Here is an 18,865-nt window from a genome sequence, read left to right as displayed (position 1 = left end):
TGTGAGGCCCCGAAAAGCCTCACCTTTGGGAAATCTCGTGTTTCACTGTGCTCCCGAATCCGCTCACGACCTTTCCCGCAACGGCTCACGCTGCTCCCTGAACCCAATCACGTCAGCTCCCGCAGAAGATCACCTTGGCTCCCGTAAAACTTCACCTTGTCGGCCGGAAAGCCTTGCAGCATAAGGCTGTGCCGTGGCGTTAACGTTTTTAACTAAGGGTTCAAGGGTGTTTACTTCTAATACTCTCAAGACATCGGCTGACGAGTTTTCCACAGACACCCCAACCCCTGAACACCCACAGGCAATCGGATCCGTGTTCATGTGAAACAAATGCCAAAATTCGGGGTTTGCAGGAAAATGCTTGTGGGACAACGACTTGGCTGACTTTCTTCGCTTTGTTTCACGGGAACTCGGACCACAGTCGTCCGGATTGGCTCACAGACCCGATTTCTGTGCAGATCGACGTAAATTCACAACGGCAACGCAAAATTAGTATCGATAGATACGTATTTCGTTATGATTGCCACACTTCAATGCCTGTGAGCACAGCGATGACCCTGGACGAAATCCGCCAAGCCATTCGTGACGAACTGGAATCGCTGCGTGCAAGCGGTGCGCGACGGCAGGAATTGTCGCTGCATGCTTGCAAGCGCTTGTTCTTCGATCTCGGCATCCGGCCGTCGGCTGCCAACGTCCGCGATCTCACCCAGACCGGCAGCGCCAGCGATATCCCGAAAGACATCGACCATTTCTGGGAGCGCATCCGTTCCGCCTCCAAGGTCAGGCTCGATGGTGCGGCAATCCCGAAAGCTGTCGAGGAAAAGGCCGGTGCGTTGCTCGGCGCACTCTATGAAGAAGCATTGAAAGCCGCGCGGGACAGCCTCGATGGCGATCGCGAGCAGGTTCGCGCCGGCGTCGTCGACGCTGAACAGCGGTTGCGCGACGCAACCGTCCGCCAGGAGACACTCGAAGGCGCGCTCGCGCGTGGCGAAGCGAAAAACGAGCAATTGCAGGCTCGCGTGACCGAACTCGAGGTCCAGCTCGCGTCGCAAACGACGCACGGTTCGGCCAGCGAAGCGACGTTGCTCACCACAGTCGCCCGACTCGAGAAGGAACTGGCCGCGGCCGCCGGCCGCGTCGAAGCCGAGCAGACGCAGAACGCGACGCTGCGCGACCGCATCGATGCGCTGCAAGCCGAACTGCAGCAGCGCACCGAGCACTACGCGCAGCAAATCAAGGACGCGGTGGCCGAAGCCGAACGCCGCGTCAAGCCGATGCTGGTCGAGCTGGATTCGTTGCGCAGCATGGCGTCGACCTATCAGAGCGGTTTGCGCGACGTACAGCGCAAGGAATTCGATTTCCTGCAGCAGTTGAGTTCCGCCAAGGCCCGCGCCGACCGGCTCGAAGAGCAGTTGCGCAGCCAGGGCGATGAACTGGAACGCGCGACCCGCGACGTGACTTCGCTGCGCGCGAGCCGCGGCATGAATCCGGAAATCGCCGCGCTGATCCGCCGCCTCGCCGATGCCGGGCAACTGGATGCGGAGGCGTTTGCCGCGATCGGCACCTCGCTGGATCAGGAGATTCCGGTGCCGGCCCATTGTCCGCATTGCGATGCAGAGCCCGAGCTGTCACACGGCGAAGACGGTTTTGAAGTGGCGTGCCCCGAGTGCGAACACGCTTCCGGCGCATGGCCGTCCCGATTCGAAGCCGTCGCCCGTTTTGCGCACACGTGACGCGAGAATCACCTGCACCGCACAGGTGAGACGATCCAGGGAGCTTGAGGTGAGGTTTTTCGGGAGTGGTGAAACGGTGAGGCTGCGCCACACAAGGCTGCTCACGGATCATTTCGCGTGAGCAGCCGTTTGGCGATCAGTGAGTTTCGTCGCTGTCGGACGCTTCACCGTTGCTGCCGGCCAGACCATCGCGCCAGTTCTTCCACGCGCGATGCAGGCGGTTCGACGAGATCGGCCGCATGAAGCCCAGCCATTTGCCGACGCGTTCGGGCGGCACGTCGTGTTCGAACAGTTCGGCCGCGTAGGTATTGCGCAGCGTTTGCGGGCTCGCGCGCGCGGTGCGCGACGACGTGAGCCCGGCGGATTCGACGATCGCGTCGATCGCGCGCAGCATCGTCGCCTTGTGCATCGGACGCCCGGCGTGGGACGCCGGAAACACGAGTTCCCCCGGAATGTCCTGGCGCTTGCGCTCGGTGAGCCAGGCTTCGAGCAGGGCGATCGCGAACGATGCCAGATGGGTTTCGCGCGCGAAATCCGGATGTGTCGACTCGATCTGCAGCGACGTTCCACTCGTATTGATGCAACTAATCGTGAGTGCGCGCGCTTCGCCGGTTTTAATGCCGGCACCGAGAAATACGGCGACGAGCGCGCGGTCGCGCCGCTCTTTCCAGTACGCGGAACCGGATACGCCGATCGGTGAAAACAGGTACGCGAGCAACGTCGCGCGCTCGGCCGGCGTGAGGAAACCGGTAGGTTCGTTGTCGCGCGCTTTGCGCCAGTTCGCTTCGCCATCCTGAGCAATGAAACGGGCCGGGTTGGTCGATGCGTACTCGGTGCGCCGGATGTGGTCGAGCACGCGCTCGATCAGCCGCAAATAGCGCATTCGCTGGGTTTTCCGGATCGGCAGTTCGCCGACGAAATTCGCGATGGTTGCGGTATCGACCGTTGCCAGATTCTTCTGGTGTGCACGCATCCATGTGAGAAACGCGCCCCATTGCGCGCGATAGACGTCGGCCGACGAGCGGCGATAGTCCTGCATGGCGAGCCACGCATCGAATGCGGCTTCGGGCGAGACGATCCAGTCGGATGCGCCGCGGTCGAACAGATCCGTTTCTTCCGGGCGTGCTGGGGTGTCGGGAGAGGCGGGAAGGGACATGTGATTTATTCCGTTAGTTGCGTATATGGTAGCCCTTTCCGCAACGTCTCGGGCAGCAAGAGGCTGGACAAGGCCGCCATGCGCGGCAGCCCGGGTGGGCAGTCAGTCACCCCACGCCTTGGACGGGCGGTGAACACGCTCGCGAGGCGCGGTGTCGTGCGACGTCGACGCCGCTTCGTACGCGAGAACCGCGAACGAAAAAGCGGCGGGCAGCGCATTCGAGCGCCCGAAGTCGATCGGATCGTCCGTTTCGGGAAACGTCATGTCCGACGGCCGTTCGAACAATTGACGCATGCCGGCGTCGTGCCGGCTGGCAAAGCCGAGATCGGCGAGCGCCTCGGCTTCGATGGCGTGCAGTAGGCGCCACGTCAGCGGGACACGCTGGTGGATGTAGCGCCCGGCAATATGCCGGACGATCAGCTCGAGGTCGTGCGCGGCAGCCTTGAAGCTGAGCGCGGCCAAATCTTGTTCTTCTGTCATTGCAGGCTCCTGTCGACCGGGCGGGCGCCTCGGTGCGCCGGCTCCGGCCCATGCATGGCGGAATGTCCGTATACTGTACAAACATACAGTGTTTTCCGCAACCAGCCTGCAATCGGCCTTTTGGTCAGCTATCCGCGCCGTCAGCGGTGTATCACGATCAGCAGTGCCCGCGCCTCGGCCTTGCCGGGATTGCGGATAGCGTGCGGCTCGTCGGCCGGGTAGCGCGCGGTGTCGCCCACCTTCAGGCGCCGGCTGGCCGCCGCGGCTTCGATTTCCATCGCGCCCTGCAGCACGGTGAGGTGCTCGCGCGTGCCGGGCTCGTGTGCGTTCGATATCAGTGCGCCGCCGCCCGGCAGCGTCAGCTCGTACCACTCGAACTTGCCGGCGAGGTCGATCGGGCCCCACACGCGCAACTGGTACCGGCCGTCGTGGCCGGCGAGCGTCGGGATGTCGTGCGGGCCGTCTACGCGAATGGTCTCGGGTGCTTTCGGCTGCGAGAACAGCTCGTCGAGCGTGATGCCGAGCGCGTTCGTCAGCCGCCACGCAACGGCGATCGTCGGGTTGGCCTTGTCGCGTTCGATCTCGGAGAGCATCGATTTCGATACGCCCGCCGCGCGCGACAGGTCGTCGAGCGTCAGCTTGCGTTCGGTGCGCAGCCGCTGGATCTGCTCGCCGACACGCGGCGGCGTTGCGGCTGGCGGTTGCGGTGCGGCGCTGGCAGGCGTGCGCCGCGAACCGGAGGAACTTGCCATTTGGATTCCGTTCGCTTAGAGTTGTTCGATATTTCGAATTCTAGTTCGGAATATCGGATAAATGCGGTCAACCGAACGACCGACTATAACAGTAGCAGGCCGTTGCGCCGCCGCCACGAGTGGCGCGTTGCGGAATGCGAAACCCTGTCAGGAGCTTTGCGATGCGTGATGCCTTTCTCGCCCAGGTGCGCGGGACGCTGGACCAGATCCGCGCGGACGGTTTTTACAAGACCGAGCGCGAGATCGCGAGTCCCCAGGCGGCGGACGTGCGGCTCGCCGGCGGTGCCGGCGTGCTCAATTTCTGCGCGAACAACTATCTGGGTCTGGCGAACGATTTGCGCCTGATCGATGCGGCGAAGGCCGGTCTCGACCAGGACGGCTTCGGCATGGCATCGGTACGCTTCATCTGCGGCACGCAAACCGTGCACAAGCAACTGGAAAGCGCGCTGGCCGCATTTCTTGGCACCGACGACAGCATCCTCTATTCGAGCTGCTTCGACGCGAACGGCGGGCTGTTCGAGACACTGCTGGACGAGAACGACGCGGTGATCAGCGACGAGCTGAACCACGCGAGCATCATCGACGGCGTTCGCCTCTGCAAGGCGAAGCGTTTCCGCTACAAGAACAACGACCTGGCCGACCTCGAAGCGAAGCTCAAGGAAGCCGATGCTGCCGGCGCGCGCCACAAGCTGATCGCGACCGACGGCGTGTTCTCGATGGACGGCATCATCGCCGACCTCAAAGGCATCTGCGATGTCGCCGACCGCTACGGCGCGATCGTGATGGTCGACGATTCGCACGCCGTCGGCTTCATCGGCACGCACGGCCGCGGCACGCCCGAGCACTGTGGCGTCGAAGGCCGCGTCGACATCATCACGGGCACGCTCGGCAAGGCGCTCGGCGGCGCATCGGGCGGCTATGTCGCCGCGCGTCGCGAGGTCATCGAGCTGCTGCGCCAGCGCTCGCGCCCGTATCTGTTCTCGAACACGCTCACGCCGAGCATCGCCGCGGCATCGCTGAAGGTGCTGGAGCTGCTCGGCAGCGACGAAGGCGCGAAGCTGCGCGAGCGTGTGCGCGAAAACGGCGCGCGATTCCGCAAGCAGATGACCGAAGCCGGCTTCACGCTCGTGCCGGGTGCGCATCCGATCATCCCGGTGATGCTCGGCGACGCGCAGCTCGCGACGAACATGGCCGACAAGCTGCTCGACGAAGGCGTCTACGTGATCGGCTTCTCGTTTCCCGTCGTGCCGCGCGGCCGCGCGCGCATCCGTACGCAGATGAGTGCCGCGCATACGCCTGAACAGATCGACCAGACGGTCGCCGCGTTCGTGCGCGTCGGCAAGTCGCTCGGCATCATCTGACGGAGGCGCGATCATGAAAGCACTGGCAAAGCTCGAACGCGGTCCCGGCCTCACGCTCACGCGCGTGAAGCGCCCCGAAGTCGGCCACAACGACGTGCTGATCAAGATCCGCCGCACGGCGATCTGCGGCACCGACATCCATATCTGGAAGTGGGACGACTGGGCGCAGAAGACGATTCCCGTGCCGATGCACGTCGGCCATGAATATGTCGGCGAGATCGTCGAAATGGGGCAGGAAGTACGCGGCTTCGCGATCGGCGATCGCGTGTCCGGCGAAGGTCACATCACGTGCGGTTTCTGCCGCAACTGTCGAGCGGGGCGCCGGCATCTGTGCCGCAACACGGTCGGCGTCGGCGTGAACCGCGAAGGCGCGTTCGCCGAGTATCTGGCGATTCCGGCATTCAACGCGTTCAAGATCCCGCCGGAGATCTCCGACGATCTCGCGTCGATCTTCGATCCGTTCGGCAACGCGACGCACACGGCGCTGTCGTTCAACCTCGTCGGCGAAGACGTGCTGATCACCGGCGCGGGCCCGATCGGCATCATGGCCGTCGCGATTGCGAAGCATGTCGGGGCGCGCAACGTCGTCATCACCGACATCAACGACTACCGGCTGGAACTCGCACGCAAGATGGGTGCGACGCGCGCGGTCAACGTCGCGCGCGAGTCGCTGCGCGACGTGATGTCCGACCTGCACATGACCGAAGGCTTCGACGTCGGCCTCGAAATGTCGGGCGTGCCGAGCGCGTTCACGAGCATGCTCGAGGCAATGAACCACGGTGGCAAGGTCGCGCTGCTCGGTATCCCGCCTGCGCAGACGGCGATCGACTGGAACCAGGTGATCTTCAAGGGGCTCGAGATCAAGGGCATCTACGGTCGCGAGATGTTCGAGACCTGGTACAAGATGGTCGCGATGCTGCAGAGCGGCCTCGACCTGTCGCCGATCATCACCCATCGCTTTGCGGCCGACGATTACGAGAAAGGCTTCGCCGCGATGTTGTCTGGTGAAAGCGGCAAGGTGATTCTCGACTGGACGGCCTGAGTGCCGCAGGGGCAGCGCGGCGCTTTCGCCGGCTGCCCCGTTCTTGTTTACGTCTGCGTTTTCGAGGCCGAAACGCACGAATCCGGGCTCAAGGTGAGATTATTCGGGAGCTGTGTTTGCGCGCCGAATCGCGACACGATCGCACATCGGTGACCTGCCGTCGCACGTTCACTTCACCTGTCGTCAGCCGCCTCGCTTCCCGCCATCACGCCGCTCGGCACCTGCTTCCCCTCTACCGCGCACTTCCCTCTTGGCTTGCCGCGTGATCGTTCGCTACGCACGTCATGCGATGCCGTGCCGAACCGTGGCATCAACCGTGAGTGCGCACACGTCGTGGCGACTCACTCATGTGCGAGGCGATCGACATCGATCGACTTCGATCGGTGCGCAGACCGCTACTTGATCCGTTCACCGTTCAACCCTCGCGGGTCGAGTTGAAGACTCAACACGACGAGCCAGCGCTTCGGACACTGCGGCGCCACGTCGACCGGATCGCCGTGCGTGCCGGGAACGGTGACGAACCCGTGTTGCGCCGCATATTGATACGCGCGCAACGCATCTGCCTGCAGCCAGAAGCTGACGAGCGCGCACGTCACGAAGCGGAACAGCAGCACCGTCGCGGCATCGGGCGCGAAGCCGGCCAACACCAGCAGGTTTTCGAACGCGAACGCCAGCGCTTGCGCGACCGCGATCGTGAGGATCGTCAGCTTCAACACGCCGCGCAGCCGCCGTGCCGCACGCACGCGTGCCTGCCGGACGGAAAGTTGCGTGCGATCGTCGCCGCCTTCGCGCTTCGGCACATCTTGTTTCATGATGCTGCGCCGATGTGCCGCGCGACGTCGATCTGCGTCGTATCGCCGGCAACGATGCGGCCGCTCGCGACACTGACGGATTTGCACAGGATCGTGCTGTCGTAGTTGTGTCCCGGAAAGCGCATCACGTCGACCGGTTGGAATCCTTCGCGGCGATAGAAATCGATGAGCCGGATGGCCGCGTACGGTGCGTCGAGTGCGAGGTGCGTCGCGCCACGCGCGGCGGCCCGCCGCTGGGCGAACGCGAGCAGCGAACGGCCGATGCCGCGATCCTGCCAGACGGGATCGACGGCCAGTTGGCCGAGCGTCGCGACGTGCCGGCTGCGGTACGGATCGCAGCGGGAATCGGGATCGTGCGAACGCATCGTCATCGTCGCGACCAGATGTGCGTTGCCGAGCGCGACGAAGCACTCGCCGGTGAGCACGCGTTCGCGCGTCGCCGAGGCCGGCTGATCGACGCCCGGGCAGTTGAAGCCCAACGCGCCGAGCGGTGCGAAGGCGCGATGCAGCAGCGCGGTCAACGTGTCGTACGAATCGTTGCGCGGGTCGAAGCGCCGCACGACGACGCGGCCGTCGAGCCGCTTGGCATAAGCCGCATAGGCGCGCGCGGGGCGCGCGGATTCCGGTCGCTGCATGATGTCCTTTCGCCCAGACAGGGTGACCGAAGTGTAGTGAGCGTCGCACGTCCGCTTCAAGAAAAAATGTCGTAAACGCGGCGGGCCGCACTGTGCGGCCGCGCCGCGATTCAGCCCTCTCGTCGACAGGGCCTTTTCACGCGGGTGTTGACGATGGAGAACGATCGTTCTACCGTAAACCCATGAACACACATCACGACCCCTCCGGCGAACCGGGCGTTCGCGACCGGCTGCTCGATGCAGCCGAAGCGCTGATCTATTCCGGCGGCATCCATGCAACCGGCGTCGACGCGATCGTCAAGCGATCCGGCGCGGCACGAAAGAGCTTTTATTCGCATTTCGAATCGAAGGAGGCGCTGGTCGTGGCCGCGCTCGAACGTCGCGACGAGCGCTGGATGCGCTGGTTCGTCGATGCAACGCTGGCGCGCGGCAAGGCGCCGCGCATGCAGTTGCTCGGCATGTTCGACGTGCTGCGCGACTGGTTCGGGCAGCCCGATTTCCATGGTTGCGCGTTCCTGAACGCATCGGGCGAGATTCCCGATGCTGACGATCCCGTGCGCGTCGTCGCACGTGCGCACAAGGCACGCCTGCTGGCATTCGTGCGTGAGTGCTTCGATGCGTATGCCGACGAAGCGGGAATCGAGCGCCGCGGGCTCGCGCGCCTGGCGCGCCAGTGGCTCGTGCTGATCGACGGTGCGATCGGCGTGGCGCTCGTGACCGGCGATGCAAACGCTGCGCGCGATGCGCGCGCAACGGCTGAACTGCTGCTCGACGCGGTATCGCGGTAGTCGATGCAGCGAATCCGAACCGGCCGCGGTCGTCCGTGGCCACAACCTGAACAGGAGCAACCCATGTCCGCATCCCCCGAAGTCCGTCCGCCCGTTCCGCCCTTCACGCTCGAAACGGCGCGCCAGAAGGTGCGCGCCGCCGAGGACGGGTGGAACACGCGCGACCCGCAGCGCGTGTCGCTCGCTTATACGCCGCAAAGCCAATGGCGCAACCGTGCGGAATTCGTGACCGGCCGCGACGAGATCGTCGGGCTGCTGCAGCGCAAGTGGGCGCGCGAACTCGACTATCGGCTGATCAAGGAGCTGTGGGCATTCGACGGCAACCGCATCGCGGTGCGCTTCGCATACGAATGGCATGACGACGCCGGCAACTGGTTCCGCTCGTACGGCAACGAGAACTGGGAGTTCGACGAAAACGGCCTGATGGCGCATCGTCACGCGTGCATCAACGATCTGCCGATTCGCGAGCAGGACCGCCTCTATCACTGGCCGCTCGGCCGTCGTCCGGACGATCATCCGGGGCTGTCCGACCTCGGGCTGTGACGCGCGCGTCGACTCGACGGATCGACGAACAAGTCACCGGGCTTCAACGGTGAGGAAATTCGGGAGTCGATGCCTGAAGGTGAGATTTTTCGGGACGAGGTGAAATGTCGCGTCGGACTGTGTGCTTCGAGCCGTTCGACGCGGCATCGTGCCGGGCAAAGCGGACAGGCCGCACACGTCGGGATCGCGTGATACGCGTATCGGCATGCAACGGTGTGCTTCACCGCATGATGCATCTCACCGATCGCACAGGGCCGGCAGTGAATTGACGATCGGTGTGCATGCGTACGATGTGCAACTCACCGATCGTGTCGGCGTCGACGACGGATAATGCGAGCCGTGTGCGTTGCGGTGCGATGTTGTTCACCGCTCGACTTCACCGTGCAGGCATCGGAATTCGCACGAGTGTGCAAACGCATTGCGTGTTGCTCACCGCATGCCGCTCACCGCACGTCGATTCGCGCAGTCGCTGCCCGGCGCGTGCGAACGCGCCGGGCGTGATCATCAGCCCGCGATTCGCGCGGCGATCGCTTCGCCCACTTCCTGCGTGCCCGCATTGCCGCCGAGATCGCGCGTATGCGGCCCCGTGCGCAGCACGTCCTCGATCGCGGCGATGATCGCGTCGTGCGCTTCGCGTTCGCGGCCCGTGCCGTTGCCGAGGAAGTCGAGCATCAAGGCCGCCGACCAGATCATCGCGACCGGGTTCGCGATGTACTGCCCCGCGATGTCTGGCGCGGAGCCGTGCACGGGTTCGAACAGCGACGGAAACTTGCGGTCGGGGTTCAGGTTCGCCGACGGCGCGATCCCGATCGTGCCCGTACAGGCCGGACCGAGGTCCGACAGGATGTCGCCGAACAGGTTCGATGCGACGACGACGTCGAAGCGGTCCGGCTGCAGCACGAAGCGCGCACACAGGATGTCGATGTGCTGCTTGTCGACGGCGATGTCGGGATAGCGCTCGGCCATCTCTGCCGCGCGCGCGTCCCACCACGGCATGCTGATCGCGATGCCGTTGCTCTTCGTCGCGACGGTGAGGCGCTTCGCGCGCCGCTGCGCGAGGTCGAACGCGAACTTCAGCACGCGCTCGGTGCCGTGGCGCGTGAAGATCGACTGCTGCATCACGATCTCGCGATCGGTGCCTTCGAACATCGTGCCGCCAACCGACGAATATTCGCCCTCGGTGTTCTCGCGCACGATCATGAAGTCGATGTCGCCCGCGCGGCGGCCGGCGAGCGGCGACGGCACGCCGTCGAACAGGCGTGCGGGCCGCAGGTTGATGTACTGGTCGAACTCGCGGCGGAACTTCAGCAGCGAGCCCCACAGCGAAATGTGATCGGGCACCGTCGCGGGCCAGCCGACCGCGCCGAACAGGATCGCGTCCATGCCCGACAACTGCGCTTTCCAGTCGTCCGGCATCATCTTGCCGTGCTGCGCGTAGTAGTCGCAGCTCGCCCAGTCGATCTCGACGAAGTCGAAGCGGACGCCGAAGCGCGCGGTCACGGCGTCGAGTGCGCGCAGGCCCTCGGGCATCACTTCACGGCCGATGCCGTCGCCGGGGATCACGGCAATCTTGTAAGTCCTGTCGGTCATGCAAATCTCCTTGGCTGGGCGGCCTGCTGCCCGGGGCGGTAGCGGCGCGTCACACCATTCTATTTATTTCCATCTGGATTAAAATCGCGCGAAAGGTTAATCGACTTTCCACGAATCGTGAACAAATCGCCGAATCTCGACGACCTGCGCGTGTTCAGCCTGGTCGTCCGCCTGACCAGCTTCAGCGCGGCTGCCGAGCAGCTCGCGGTATCGCCCGCCTATGTCAGCAAGCGCATCGCGTTGCTCGAGGCGCAGCTCGGCACGCGCCTGCTGCATCGCTCGACGCGCCGCGTCACGGTCACGGAAGCCGGCGAACGCGTGTACGCGCGCGCCGAGAAGATCCTCGACGACGTCGATCATCTCGTCGAGGACGTGTCGACGACGCGCACGGTGCCGCGCGGCACGCTGCGCATTTCGAGCAGCTTCGGCTTCGGCCGGCACATCGTCGCGCCGGCGCTGCTCGACTTCACCGCGCGCTTTCCGCAGCTGAACGTACGGCTCGACCTGTTCGACCGGCTCGTCGATGTCGCGGGCGAAGGCTACGACCTCGACGTGCGCATCGGCGACGAGATCGCCGATCACCTGATCGCGCGCCGCCTCGCCGCGAACTACCGCGTGCTGTGCGCATCGCCCGACTATCTCGCACGGCGCGGTACGCCGCGCTCGCTCGCGGATCTCGCGTCGCACGACTGTCTGGCCATCAAGGAGCGCGATCACCCGTTCGGCGTGTGGCGGCTGAACGTGCGCGGCGAAACGGCAACGGTGAAGGTCGGCGGCGCGCTGTCGACGAACCATGGCGAAGTGGCCGTGCAATGGGCACTGGCCGGGCGCGGAATCGTGTTGCGCTCGATCTGGGAAGCCGCGCCGCTGATCGAGCGCGGCGCACTGTGCCGCGTGCTGCCGGATGCCATCCAGCCCGCGAACATCTGGGCCGTCTATCCGGAGCGCGTCGCGGCGTCGGCGAAAGTGCGCGTATGCGTGGATTTTCTGGTGGAGACGCTGGCCGGTTTGAATGCCGCGGCGGGTGACGAAACAGCCTGAAACCGGCTTAAGGTGAGCTTTTACGGGGGCCTGTGCGGAACATCGGCAGGCCCCCGTTTCCGGCTCGCAACCGCATCGCGAGTCGGTAGCATCCAACGGACACCAACGCATCGCGGCCGCGATGTGCCGGGCCGGCCGATGAGGGTGCCCGCCCGCGGATTACGCCGCTTTCGCCGCGCTTGCCGCGCCGAGCATCAGGTCGAGATTCTGCACGGCTGCTCCGGATGCCCCTTTGCCGAGATTGTCGAACACGGCGGACAGCAGCACCTGGCCGTGATCGGCATTGACGAACACGCCGAGCCGCAAGTCATTGGTGCCGTTCAGCGCTTGCGGATCGAGATGCGTGATCGCGCGTGTTTCCGCGAGCGGCGTGACGTCGACGTGGCGCGCGCCGGCGTAATGGTGCGCGAGACACGCATGCAGCTGCTCACCGGTCACGCCGGCAGGAAGCAGGCGCAGCTCGATCGGTACGGTGAGCACGATGCCTTGCCGATAGGCACCGTAGGCCGGCACGAACATCGGTCGGTTCGCCAGACCGGCATGCAGCTGGATCTCCGGCACATGCTTGTGCGCGAGTGCGAGGCCGTAGACCTGTAGCGGTTTCGCGTGCGAAGCGCCGTCCGATTCGAATGCGTCGACCGCCGCGCGCCCGCCGCCCGAGTATCCGGAGACGGCATGGATGCTCACCGGGTAGTCGCGCGGCAGCAAGCCTGCCTGTTGCAGGGGGCGCAGCAGCGCGATCGCGCCGGTCGGGTAGCAGCCCGGATTGGTGACGCGCCGCGCGTGCGCAATCGTCTGCGCGTGCCCGTCGGCCATCTCGGGAAAGCCGTAGACCCAATCCGGCTGCGTGCGATGGGCCGAACTCGCGTCGATCACGCGTACCGCCGGATTCCGGATGAAGCCGACCGCTTCGCGCGCGGCCGCATCCGGCAGGCACAGGATCGCGATGTCGGCTGCGTTGATCGCTTCGGCGCGCCGCACGGGATCCTTGCGCTCGGCATCCGGCAGCGTGACGAGCTGCAGGTCGGTGCGCCCGCGCAGGCGCTCGTGGATCAGCAATCCGGTCGTGCCTTGATCGCCGTCGATGTAGACAGTGGGCTGGCTCATGGTGGTCGCGTGCCTTCGGTTCGGTCGTCGGGAAAGCCGTATCGTCCGTCGAACGCCTAGAATAGGAAAAGTTGAATTTACTGACTGCCAGATTCAGTTTTCTTGAACGAGAGGTGGGGAATGCGCGAGATCAGCCTGGACCGCCTGCGCACGCTGGTCGCGATTGCGGACCAAGGGTCCTTTGTCGCAGCGGCGCAATGGCTTCATCTCGCGCCGCCGACCGTCAGTCTTCACATTGCCGAACTGGAAAGCCGCATCGGCGCGCCGTTGCTGTCCCGCACGCGTGGCAACGTGCGGCCGTCGCCCATCGGTGAAGTGCTGGTGGAGCGGGCGCGCCGCCTGCTGGCCGAGGTCGAATCCACGCTGGACGACGTGCAGCGACAGGTGCAGGGGTTGGCGGGGCGCGTACGCCTCGGCGCATCGACCGGGGCGATCGCGCACTTGTTGCCGCAGGCGGTGGCCCGGTTGCGCGAGCAGCATCCGGACATCGATGTCCAGATTGCGGTGCTCACGTCGCACGACACGCTGGCGCGCATTGCGCAGGGCACGCTCGATATCGGACTGGTGGCGCTGCCGCAGACGGCGGTCGCGGGTCTGTCGATCCGCGCGTGGCGGCGCGATCCGGTGATGGCGTTTCTGCCGGCGGACTGGCCGCTTCCGGCGCGCGTGACACCCGGCTATCTGGCCGCCCGCCCGCTGATTCTCAACGATGCGACCACCCGCCTGTCGCGGCTCACGACGGAATGGTTCGCGCTCGGCGGCCACCGGCCGGAGCCGCGGATCGAACTCAACTACAACGATGCGATCAAGAGCCTGGTCGCCGCTGGTTACGGCGCGACGCTGCTGCCGCACGAGGCGGGTGCGCCGCTACCCGACGCACGCATCGTGATGCGGGCGCTGCGCCCGGCGCTGTGGCGTGAACTGGGTATCGCCCATCGGGCGGGGCCGGTCGAGCGGGCCACGCAGCACGTGCTCGATGCGTTGTGGGCGCTGAAGGCGCGATAGCGCGTGGAATGATGCGGGATAGCCGGCGCGGCGGTTCGTGCCGGGCGCACAGGCGCATCCGACGCGCGCCGTTTCAGAGCCGGTTGTCCTTCGCGAGCGTCAGCACGCGTGCCCAACGCTGCGCATCGCGCTTGTCCATCATCGGCAGCTTCCATTCGCTGCGCACGGCATCACGCACGCGCACGACGAGATGCCAGCGGCCGCCGATCGGCGCGGCCTGGCAGCCGTCGAGCTGCGACAGCGTATAGCGGCCGTCCGCGCCATCGTGCGACAGCCACAGCAGCCCCTGCGTCGCGGACACGCGCAGCTCGCCCCACGCACGATGCACGACGTGGGTCCAGCCGTCTTCCTTCGTATTCGGTGCGATGTCGCGGCGGCGCTTGATCCACCAGGCGACCAGCGCGATCAGGATCGCGGCGGCGAGCACGGCGGCCGCAATCGCGACCGGCTGGCCGAACTGCGCGGCGATGACGTGAAACAGGTGAACCGCGCCCCATCCGGCAGCGATGAGCGCGAACAGTGCAATGAAAATCGGCATGTCTGGTCGGAGAAGAGGACGGACCGGCGCATGCATCGCGCCGATCCGTCGCGCACGGCATTACCGCTTGCGGTGAATGTCGTGCGTCACGAAGCCCGAGTCGTTGTTGGGCAGCGCGAGGCCGTCCTTGACTGCGAGCGTCTTGCGGATGTCGTCGAGGCCCGCGGACCAATGGTCACGCATCGTCGACAGACCGAACTGATAGTCCTTGTAGTGATGCTCGTACGCCTTCTGCTGGTAGATCAGGTGCTGGATGTTGTACTTCTTGCTGCACGACATCGCATCGGCCTCGACGCACCACGGATCCGACTTGCGCTGCTCTTCCGGCACCTGGTCGAGCACGTGGCGCAGCACGTTGCGGTAGCGCTGTTCGCGCTGCAGCGTGTCGGTGACGAAACGCGTGCGGCTCGAATACTGCACGTCCTTCGTGCGTTCGGCGACATCGGCCATCGAGCGCGGCAGCGGCCCGCGCGCACTCCACAGATCCACCTGGAACGCGAGCGTGTCGCGGCGCGGCCGGGCGCGCAGCACTTCCATCAGCGGCGTGTTCGACACGACGCCGCCGTCCCAGTAGTACTCGCCGTCGATCTCGACCGGCGGGAACGCGGGCGGCAGCGCGCCGGACGCCATGAAGTGCTCGGGCGCGAGGCGGGTGCGCGTGTTGTCGAAGTACACGAAGTTGCCGGTGCCGACGTTGACCGCACCGACCGACACGCGCGTCTCGCCCGAGTTGATCCGGTCGAAATCGCACAGCTTCAGCAGCGTCGCGCGCAGTTGCGACGTGTCGTACCAGCTGATCTTCTCCGGATGATCGGACACGCCCGGCACGGGCGGCGGAAAGCGCGGCACGAAGAATCCCTGCTGGCCCTGCATCATCGCGCTCGCGGCCTGCGACGCGGTGAAGAACGTGCGGATCTGGTCGATGCTGTTGAACAGCGCGAATTCGAATGCGGCCGGAACCGTCGGGAAGAACGCCGGCTTGCAGATCGTTTCCCAGAACTCGCGCAGCCGCTCGACACGATGCTCGGGCGCATTGCCCGCGATCAGCGCGGTGTTGAGCGCGCCGATCGAGATGCCCGCGATCCAGTCGAGCGGAATACCCGCCTCGTGCAGCCCCTCGAACACGCCGGCCTGGTACGCGCCGAGCGCGCCGCCGCCTTGCAGCACGAGCGCGATCGTCTCGTACGGCAGCGTGCGCGCGGCGGCCGGTGCGCCGACCTCGTGATGCAGGTCCGCCGCATCGACGGCCTGTTTTTCTGTTCGGGCGTGCGGTTTCATCAGTTCTCCGAGAAATCCCGCCTTCGATGGCGGAGATGGATGGCGTGACGTCGACGGACGGCACGCCATCGTGAGTAGTGAGAATAGGCGGTGATGCGGGAATCGCCTCCTTTCAAGGAGGCGGGGGCGTTACTGCATGAACCAGCCGTGGCTGACGATGAACGACTGGCCCGTGAGCGCGGCGCTCGGGAAGGCCGACAGGAACAGCACCGTTTGCGCGACGTCCTGAACGGTCGTGAACACGCCGTCGACCGTATTGCCGAGCATCACCTTCTTCACCACTTCCTCTTCGCTGATCCCGAGCTCCTTCGCCTGCTCCGGAATCTGCTTGTCGACCAGCGGCGTGCGCACGAAGCCCGGACACACGACGTGCGAGCGCACGTTGTGCTTCGCGCCTTCCTTCGCCAGCACGCGGGCCAGGCCGAGCAGGCCGTGCTTGGCCGTCACATAGGCCGACTTCAGCGGCGACGCTTCGTGCGAGTGCACCGAACCCATGTAGATCACGACACCGCCGCGATCGTCCTTGTACATGTGCTTGAGCGCGGCCTTGGTCGTCAGGAACGCGCCGTCGACGTGGATCGCCTGCATCTTCTTCCAGTCGGAGAACGAGTAGTTCTCGATCGGGTTGACGATCTGGATGCCCGCGTTCGACACGAGGATGTCGACCGAGCCGAACGTTTCGGCCACCTTGTCGATACCGCTGTTCACGGCTTCCTCGTTCGTCACATCCATCGCGACGCCGATCGCCTTGCCGCCCGCCTTGACGATCTCGTCGGCAACGGCGTTTGCGCCGTCCTGGTTCAGGTCGGCGATCGCGACGGCCGCGCCGGCCTTCGCGAGCTCGAGTGCGATTTCCTTGCCGATGCCGCTCGCGGCGCCCGTGACGACTGCGGTCTTGCCATTCAGGTTGCTCATGTTCGAATTCCCGTGGTGAAAGGATTGACAGGGAGAAAGGACTGCGGACGTGTTACTGAGCCAGGTAATCGTAGACGACTTCGCCGAGGCCGAGTGTCAAATCCGCGACGATGTGGCGGGCTTCGACGATCTCGAGCACCGGCAGGTCGGCCACCGGCGCGAGCGCGTGCGGCGCCAGCTCGAGCGATGCGGGGCCCGTCCACGCGCCCTTCATCTTGATGTCCTGCATGTAGTAGCGCACCAGTTCGCAGACGCGCGCGGTACCGTCGACGTGCGGGATGATCTTCAGCAGGAAGTTCGGGCCGGCGAGACGCTTGGTCTGCTCGTCGATGTCGAGTTCCTTGTGCTTGTAGCCCATCGTGCCGGTGGCGACGCGCACCTTGCCGTAGTCGAGCGTGCCGAGGAGGTGGTCGGTGTTCACGTGCAGCGTGGGCGACGCGAGCTTCTTCGGGAAGCCCCACAGCTCGCGGCCGCCGGCGATCGGCGGGTGATCGTCGAGATACATCGCGAGCGTGTAGCCGCCCGGCTGGCCGTTGTATTCGACGGGAATCACCTGGCCGCTTTCGGTGTAGTCGCCGAAGCCGGTCGAATCGGCCATGCGGATGAATTCGTAATGCACGAGCGGCTCGGTGACCTGCAGCGGCTCGGGGACGATTTCGCGGAGACGGTCCGGATCGGTGCGATACGTGATGATCAGGAACTCACGATCGACGAAACGGTAAGGGCCCATCGGGAAGGCAGGGCTGGTCAACGGCATCGCAAACGCTTTCGATCGGACATCGCTGGGTTTCATGCGGACTCCTTGTTGTTGATCGCTTCGTGGATGAGTGCTCGTAAGCTCGTAATCCTATGCCTGTGCGTTGCCGTTGTGCGATGCCGCATATGGAATTAATTGTTGCCGATTTCGAAGCATTCGCAGCGTAAATATTGAGATGAATGACGCAAACGGCATGGTCGGCACCCGGCGTCCCGATGTTTGCACACGTCGATGACGCCACGATGTGAAAAAGGTGAGTCTTTACGGGATGGTGGGTGAGCCTTTACGGGAGACGGTCGCGCGGGAATATGACAATTGTGTGAACTTGTGTTGCGGTGCAGGCTCTAAGTGCGTTCGCCGCGGCGGGCTTCGTCGCGCGCGGCCGCCGCATTAAGCATCGCTTAAGCGGGTGCGCTCTAGCATCGTTCGTATCAGGCCGGGCAACCGGCCGCCTTTTTACGCCCCACGCAACCGGATTCATGCAGACCCTCAATCTCACCCTCTTTACCGCCATCAACGCCGGGGTTGCGCCGCAGCCTGGCGTTGCCCGCCTCGCCATCTTCGCCGCCGACTGGCTCGTCTATGCGTTGCCCCTGATGCTGCTGCTGACCTGGATCTTCGGTGCGCGCCCGACACGGCGCCAGGCGATCGAAGCCGGCGTCGGCGTGTGCGTGGCGCTCGCGCTCGCGCAGGTCATCGGACATTTCTGGTTTTCGCCGCGCCCGTTCATGGCCGGCGTCGGCACGCAACTGATCCCGCACGCGCCGGACAGCTCGTTTCCGAGCGATCACATGACGTTCGCGTGGAGCATGGCAGCTGGGCTGATGCTCGGCGGCACGACCCGGCTCACCGGGTTCGTGATGGCCGCGATGGCCGTGGCGATTGCATGGGGACGTATCTACGCGGGGGTGCACTGGCCGTTCGACATGGCGGGCGGCGTGCTGGTCGGCACGGCCGGCGCGCTGGCCGCGCACCTGTACGGGCAACGCGCGACCGCGCTGCTCGAACGGCTCGGCGATTCGGTGCATGCAGTCGTGATGGGCCGCCGGCACGCGCCGTAAGCGGCAGGAGATCGGGCAGGACGCCGTCAGCCGGGTGTCTTGGCCGATTCGGCCGATGCGGACGGGCCGCCGCCCGCATCGTGCAGTTCCGGCGTATCGGCCGGGTGTTGCGCGGCGTCGCGGTCGAGTGCGCTTTCCTTCAGGATCGCGCACATCGCGACGAACAGTGCGAGTACTACCGCGGCAAGGCCGCAATAGCCGGCGATCTTCAGGTTGCGAAGGAACGGCGAAGCGTGGCTTTCTTTTGTCATGACCGGGCGCTCCTGGGCGG

The 18,865-nt window shown here is 65.1% G+C and carries 20 protein-coding genes; 8 read left to right on the top strand and 12 right to left on the bottom strand.

The features are described 5' to 3' along the window. Positions 1–551: 551 nt before the first annotated feature. The gene (locus BCO18175_RS22555) at positions 552–1,733 is read left to right on the top strand and encodes a DNA-binding protein (protein ID WP_174984855.1); all 1,182 of its coding nucleotides are present in this window, start codon (positions 552–554) and stop codon (positions 1,731–1,733) included. Positions 1,734–1,869: 136 nt separating this feature from the next. On the opposite strand, the gene BCO18175_RS22550 is transcribed toward BCO18175_RS22555, so the two are convergent. The 3 genes from BCO18175_RS22550 to BCO18175_RS22540 all read right to left on the bottom strand — a co-directional run bounded on the left by BCO18175_RS22550 (position 1,870) and on the right by BCO18175_RS22540 (position 4,121). Then, positions 1,870–2,889, bottom strand: a complete 1,020-nt coding sequence (locus tag BCO18175_RS22550) for a tyrosine-type recombinase/integrase (protein WP_174974387.1) — start codon at positions 2,887–2,889, stop codon at positions 1,870–1,872. 102 nt (positions 2,890–2,991) lie between these two features. Beyond that, positions 2,992–3,369, bottom strand: a complete 378-nt coding sequence (locus BCO18175_RS22545; RefSeq protein WP_174917980.1) for a DUF2471 family protein — start codon at positions 3,367–3,369, stop codon at positions 2,992–2,994. 140 nt (positions 3,370–3,509) lie between these two features. Beyond that, positions 3,510–4,121: a helix-turn-helix domain-containing protein gene (locus BCO18175_RS22540; RefSeq protein WP_174917979.1), complete on the bottom strand. Its 612-nt coding sequence runs from the start codon at positions 4,119–4,121 to the stop codon at positions 3,510–3,512. 161 nt (positions 4,122–4,282) lie between these two features. Between BCO18175_RS22540 and BCO18175_RS22535 the strand changes: the two genes are divergently transcribed. Then, entirely contained in the window at positions 4,283–5,482 is a 1,200-nt protein-coding gene (locus tag BCO18175_RS22535) for a glycine C-acetyltransferase (RefSeq protein WP_174984139.1), read from the top strand. A 13-nt stretch (positions 5,483–5,495) separates the two neighbouring features. Continuing rightward, entirely contained in the window at positions 5,496–6,524 is a 1,029-nt protein-coding gene (gene tdh / locus BCO18175_RS22530) for an L-threonine 3-dehydrogenase (RefSeq protein ID WP_011356765.1), read from the top strand. A 395-nt stretch (positions 6,525–6,919) separates the two neighbouring features. Here the strand turns inward: tdh and BCO18175_RS22525 are convergent, their stop codons facing one another. After that, the gene (locus BCO18175_RS22525) at positions 6,920–7,336 is read right to left on the bottom strand and encodes a hypothetical protein (RefSeq protein ID WP_174984136.1); all 417 of its coding nucleotides are present in this window, start codon (positions 7,334–7,336) and stop codon (positions 6,920–6,922) included. Next, positions 7,333–7,971 (bottom strand): GNAT family N-acetyltransferase, encoded by a 639-nt coding sequence (locus BCO18175_RS22520; protein WP_174917976.1) that lies wholly within the window; start codon positions 7,969–7,971, stop codon positions 7,333–7,335. Before BCO18175_RS22520 ends, BCO18175_RS22525 begins: the two co-directional genes overlap by 4 nt. 182 nt (positions 7,972–8,153) lie before the next feature. Between BCO18175_RS22520 and BCO18175_RS22515 the strand changes: the two genes are divergently transcribed. Beyond that, a complete protein-coding gene (locus tag BCO18175_RS22515) occupies positions 8,154–8,759 on the top strand; it encodes a TetR/AcrR family transcriptional regulator (RefSeq protein ID WP_174984133.1) in 606 nt (201 codons plus the stop codon). Positions 8,760–8,822: 63 nt separating this feature from the next. Further along, on the top strand, positions 8,823–9,302 hold the full coding sequence (locus BCO18175_RS22510) for a DUF1348 family protein (RefSeq protein WP_174917974.1): 480 nt from the start codon (positions 8,823–8,825) through the stop codon (positions 9,300–9,302). Between the two features lie 504 nt (positions 9,303–9,806). Here BCO18175_RS22510 and BCO18175_RS22505 read toward each other — a convergent pair. Then, a complete protein-coding gene (locus BCO18175_RS22505; protein ID WP_174984130.1) occupies positions 9,807–10,892 on the bottom strand; it encodes a tartrate dehydrogenase in 1,086 nt (361 codons plus the stop codon). 117 nt (positions 10,893–11,009) lie between these two features. On the opposite strand from BCO18175_RS22505, the gene BCO18175_RS22500 reads away from it, so the two are divergent. Beyond that, the gene (locus tag BCO18175_RS22500; protein WP_174917972.1) at positions 11,010–11,933 is read left to right on the top strand and encodes a LysR substrate-binding domain-containing protein; all 924 of its coding nucleotides are present in this window, start codon (positions 11,010–11,012) and stop codon (positions 11,931–11,933) included. Between the two features lie 159 nt (positions 11,934–12,092). Here BCO18175_RS22500 and argC read toward each other — a convergent pair whose 3' ends face one another. Continuing rightward, positions 12,093–13,040 (bottom strand): N-acetyl-gamma-glutamyl-phosphate reductase, encoded by a 948-nt coding sequence (gene argC, locus BCO18175_RS22495; protein ID WP_174984127.1) that lies wholly within the window; start codon positions 13,038–13,040, stop codon positions 12,093–12,095. 120 nt (positions 13,041–13,160) lie between these two features. Between argC and BCO18175_RS22490 the strand changes: the two genes are divergently transcribed. Next, complete coding sequence (locus tag BCO18175_RS22490) at positions 13,161–14,045, top strand: LysR family transcriptional regulator (protein WP_174984109.1); 885 nt, start codon at positions 13,161–13,163, stop codon at positions 14,043–14,045. A 73-nt stretch (positions 14,046–14,118) separates the two neighbouring features. Here BCO18175_RS22490 and BCO18175_RS22485 read toward each other — a convergent pair whose 3' ends face one another. The 4 genes from BCO18175_RS22485 to BCO18175_RS22470 form a co-directional block, all read right to left on the bottom strand. Next, complete coding sequence (locus BCO18175_RS22485) at positions 14,119–14,583, bottom strand: hypothetical protein (protein WP_174974402.1); 465 nt, start codon at positions 14,581–14,583, stop codon at positions 14,119–14,121. A 60-nt stretch (positions 14,584–14,643) separates the two neighbouring features. Continuing rightward, complete coding sequence (locus tag BCO18175_RS22480) at positions 14,644–15,861, bottom strand: patatin-like phospholipase family protein (RefSeq protein ID WP_174984107.1); 1,218 nt, start codon at positions 15,859–15,861, stop codon at positions 14,644–14,646. A 129-nt stretch (positions 15,862–15,990) separates the two neighbouring features. Beyond that, positions 15,991–16,776, bottom strand: coding sequence for a 3-hydroxybutyrate dehydrogenase (locus BCO18175_RS22475; RefSeq protein ID WP_048021178.1), 786 nt, complete (start codon positions 16,774–16,776; stop codon positions 15,991–15,993). A gap of 52 nt (positions 16,777–16,828) precedes the next feature. Then, a complete protein-coding gene (locus BCO18175_RS22470; RefSeq protein WP_021157498.1) occupies positions 16,829–17,569 on the bottom strand; it encodes an acetoacetate decarboxylase in 741 nt (246 codons plus the stop codon). A 443-nt stretch (positions 17,570–18,012) separates the two neighbouring features. On the opposite strand from BCO18175_RS22470, the gene BCO18175_RS22465 reads away from it, so the two are divergent. Beyond that, positions 18,013–18,594 carry an undecaprenyl-diphosphatase gene (locus BCO18175_RS22465; protein WP_174984105.1) on the top strand — a complete coding sequence of 194 codons (582 nt, stop codon included), beginning with the start codon at positions 18,013–18,015 and terminating at the stop codon, positions 18,592–18,594. Positions 18,595–18,620: 26 nt separating this feature from the next. Here BCO18175_RS22465 and BCO18175_RS22460 read toward each other — a convergent pair whose 3' ends face one another. Further along, positions 18,621–18,845 (bottom strand): hypothetical protein, encoded by a 225-nt coding sequence (locus BCO18175_RS22460; protein ID WP_089446765.1) that lies wholly within the window; start codon positions 18,843–18,845, stop codon positions 18,621–18,623. Positions 18,846–18,865 lie beyond the last annotated feature (20 nt).

The sequence above is a fragment of the Burkholderia lata genome (assembly GCF_902499335.1).
Classification (GTDB): domain Bacteria; phylum Pseudomonadota; class Gammaproteobacteria; order Burkholderiales; family Burkholderiaceae; genus Burkholderia; species Burkholderia lata_B.
This window is presented reverse-complemented; position numbering and strand designations above follow the sequence as displayed.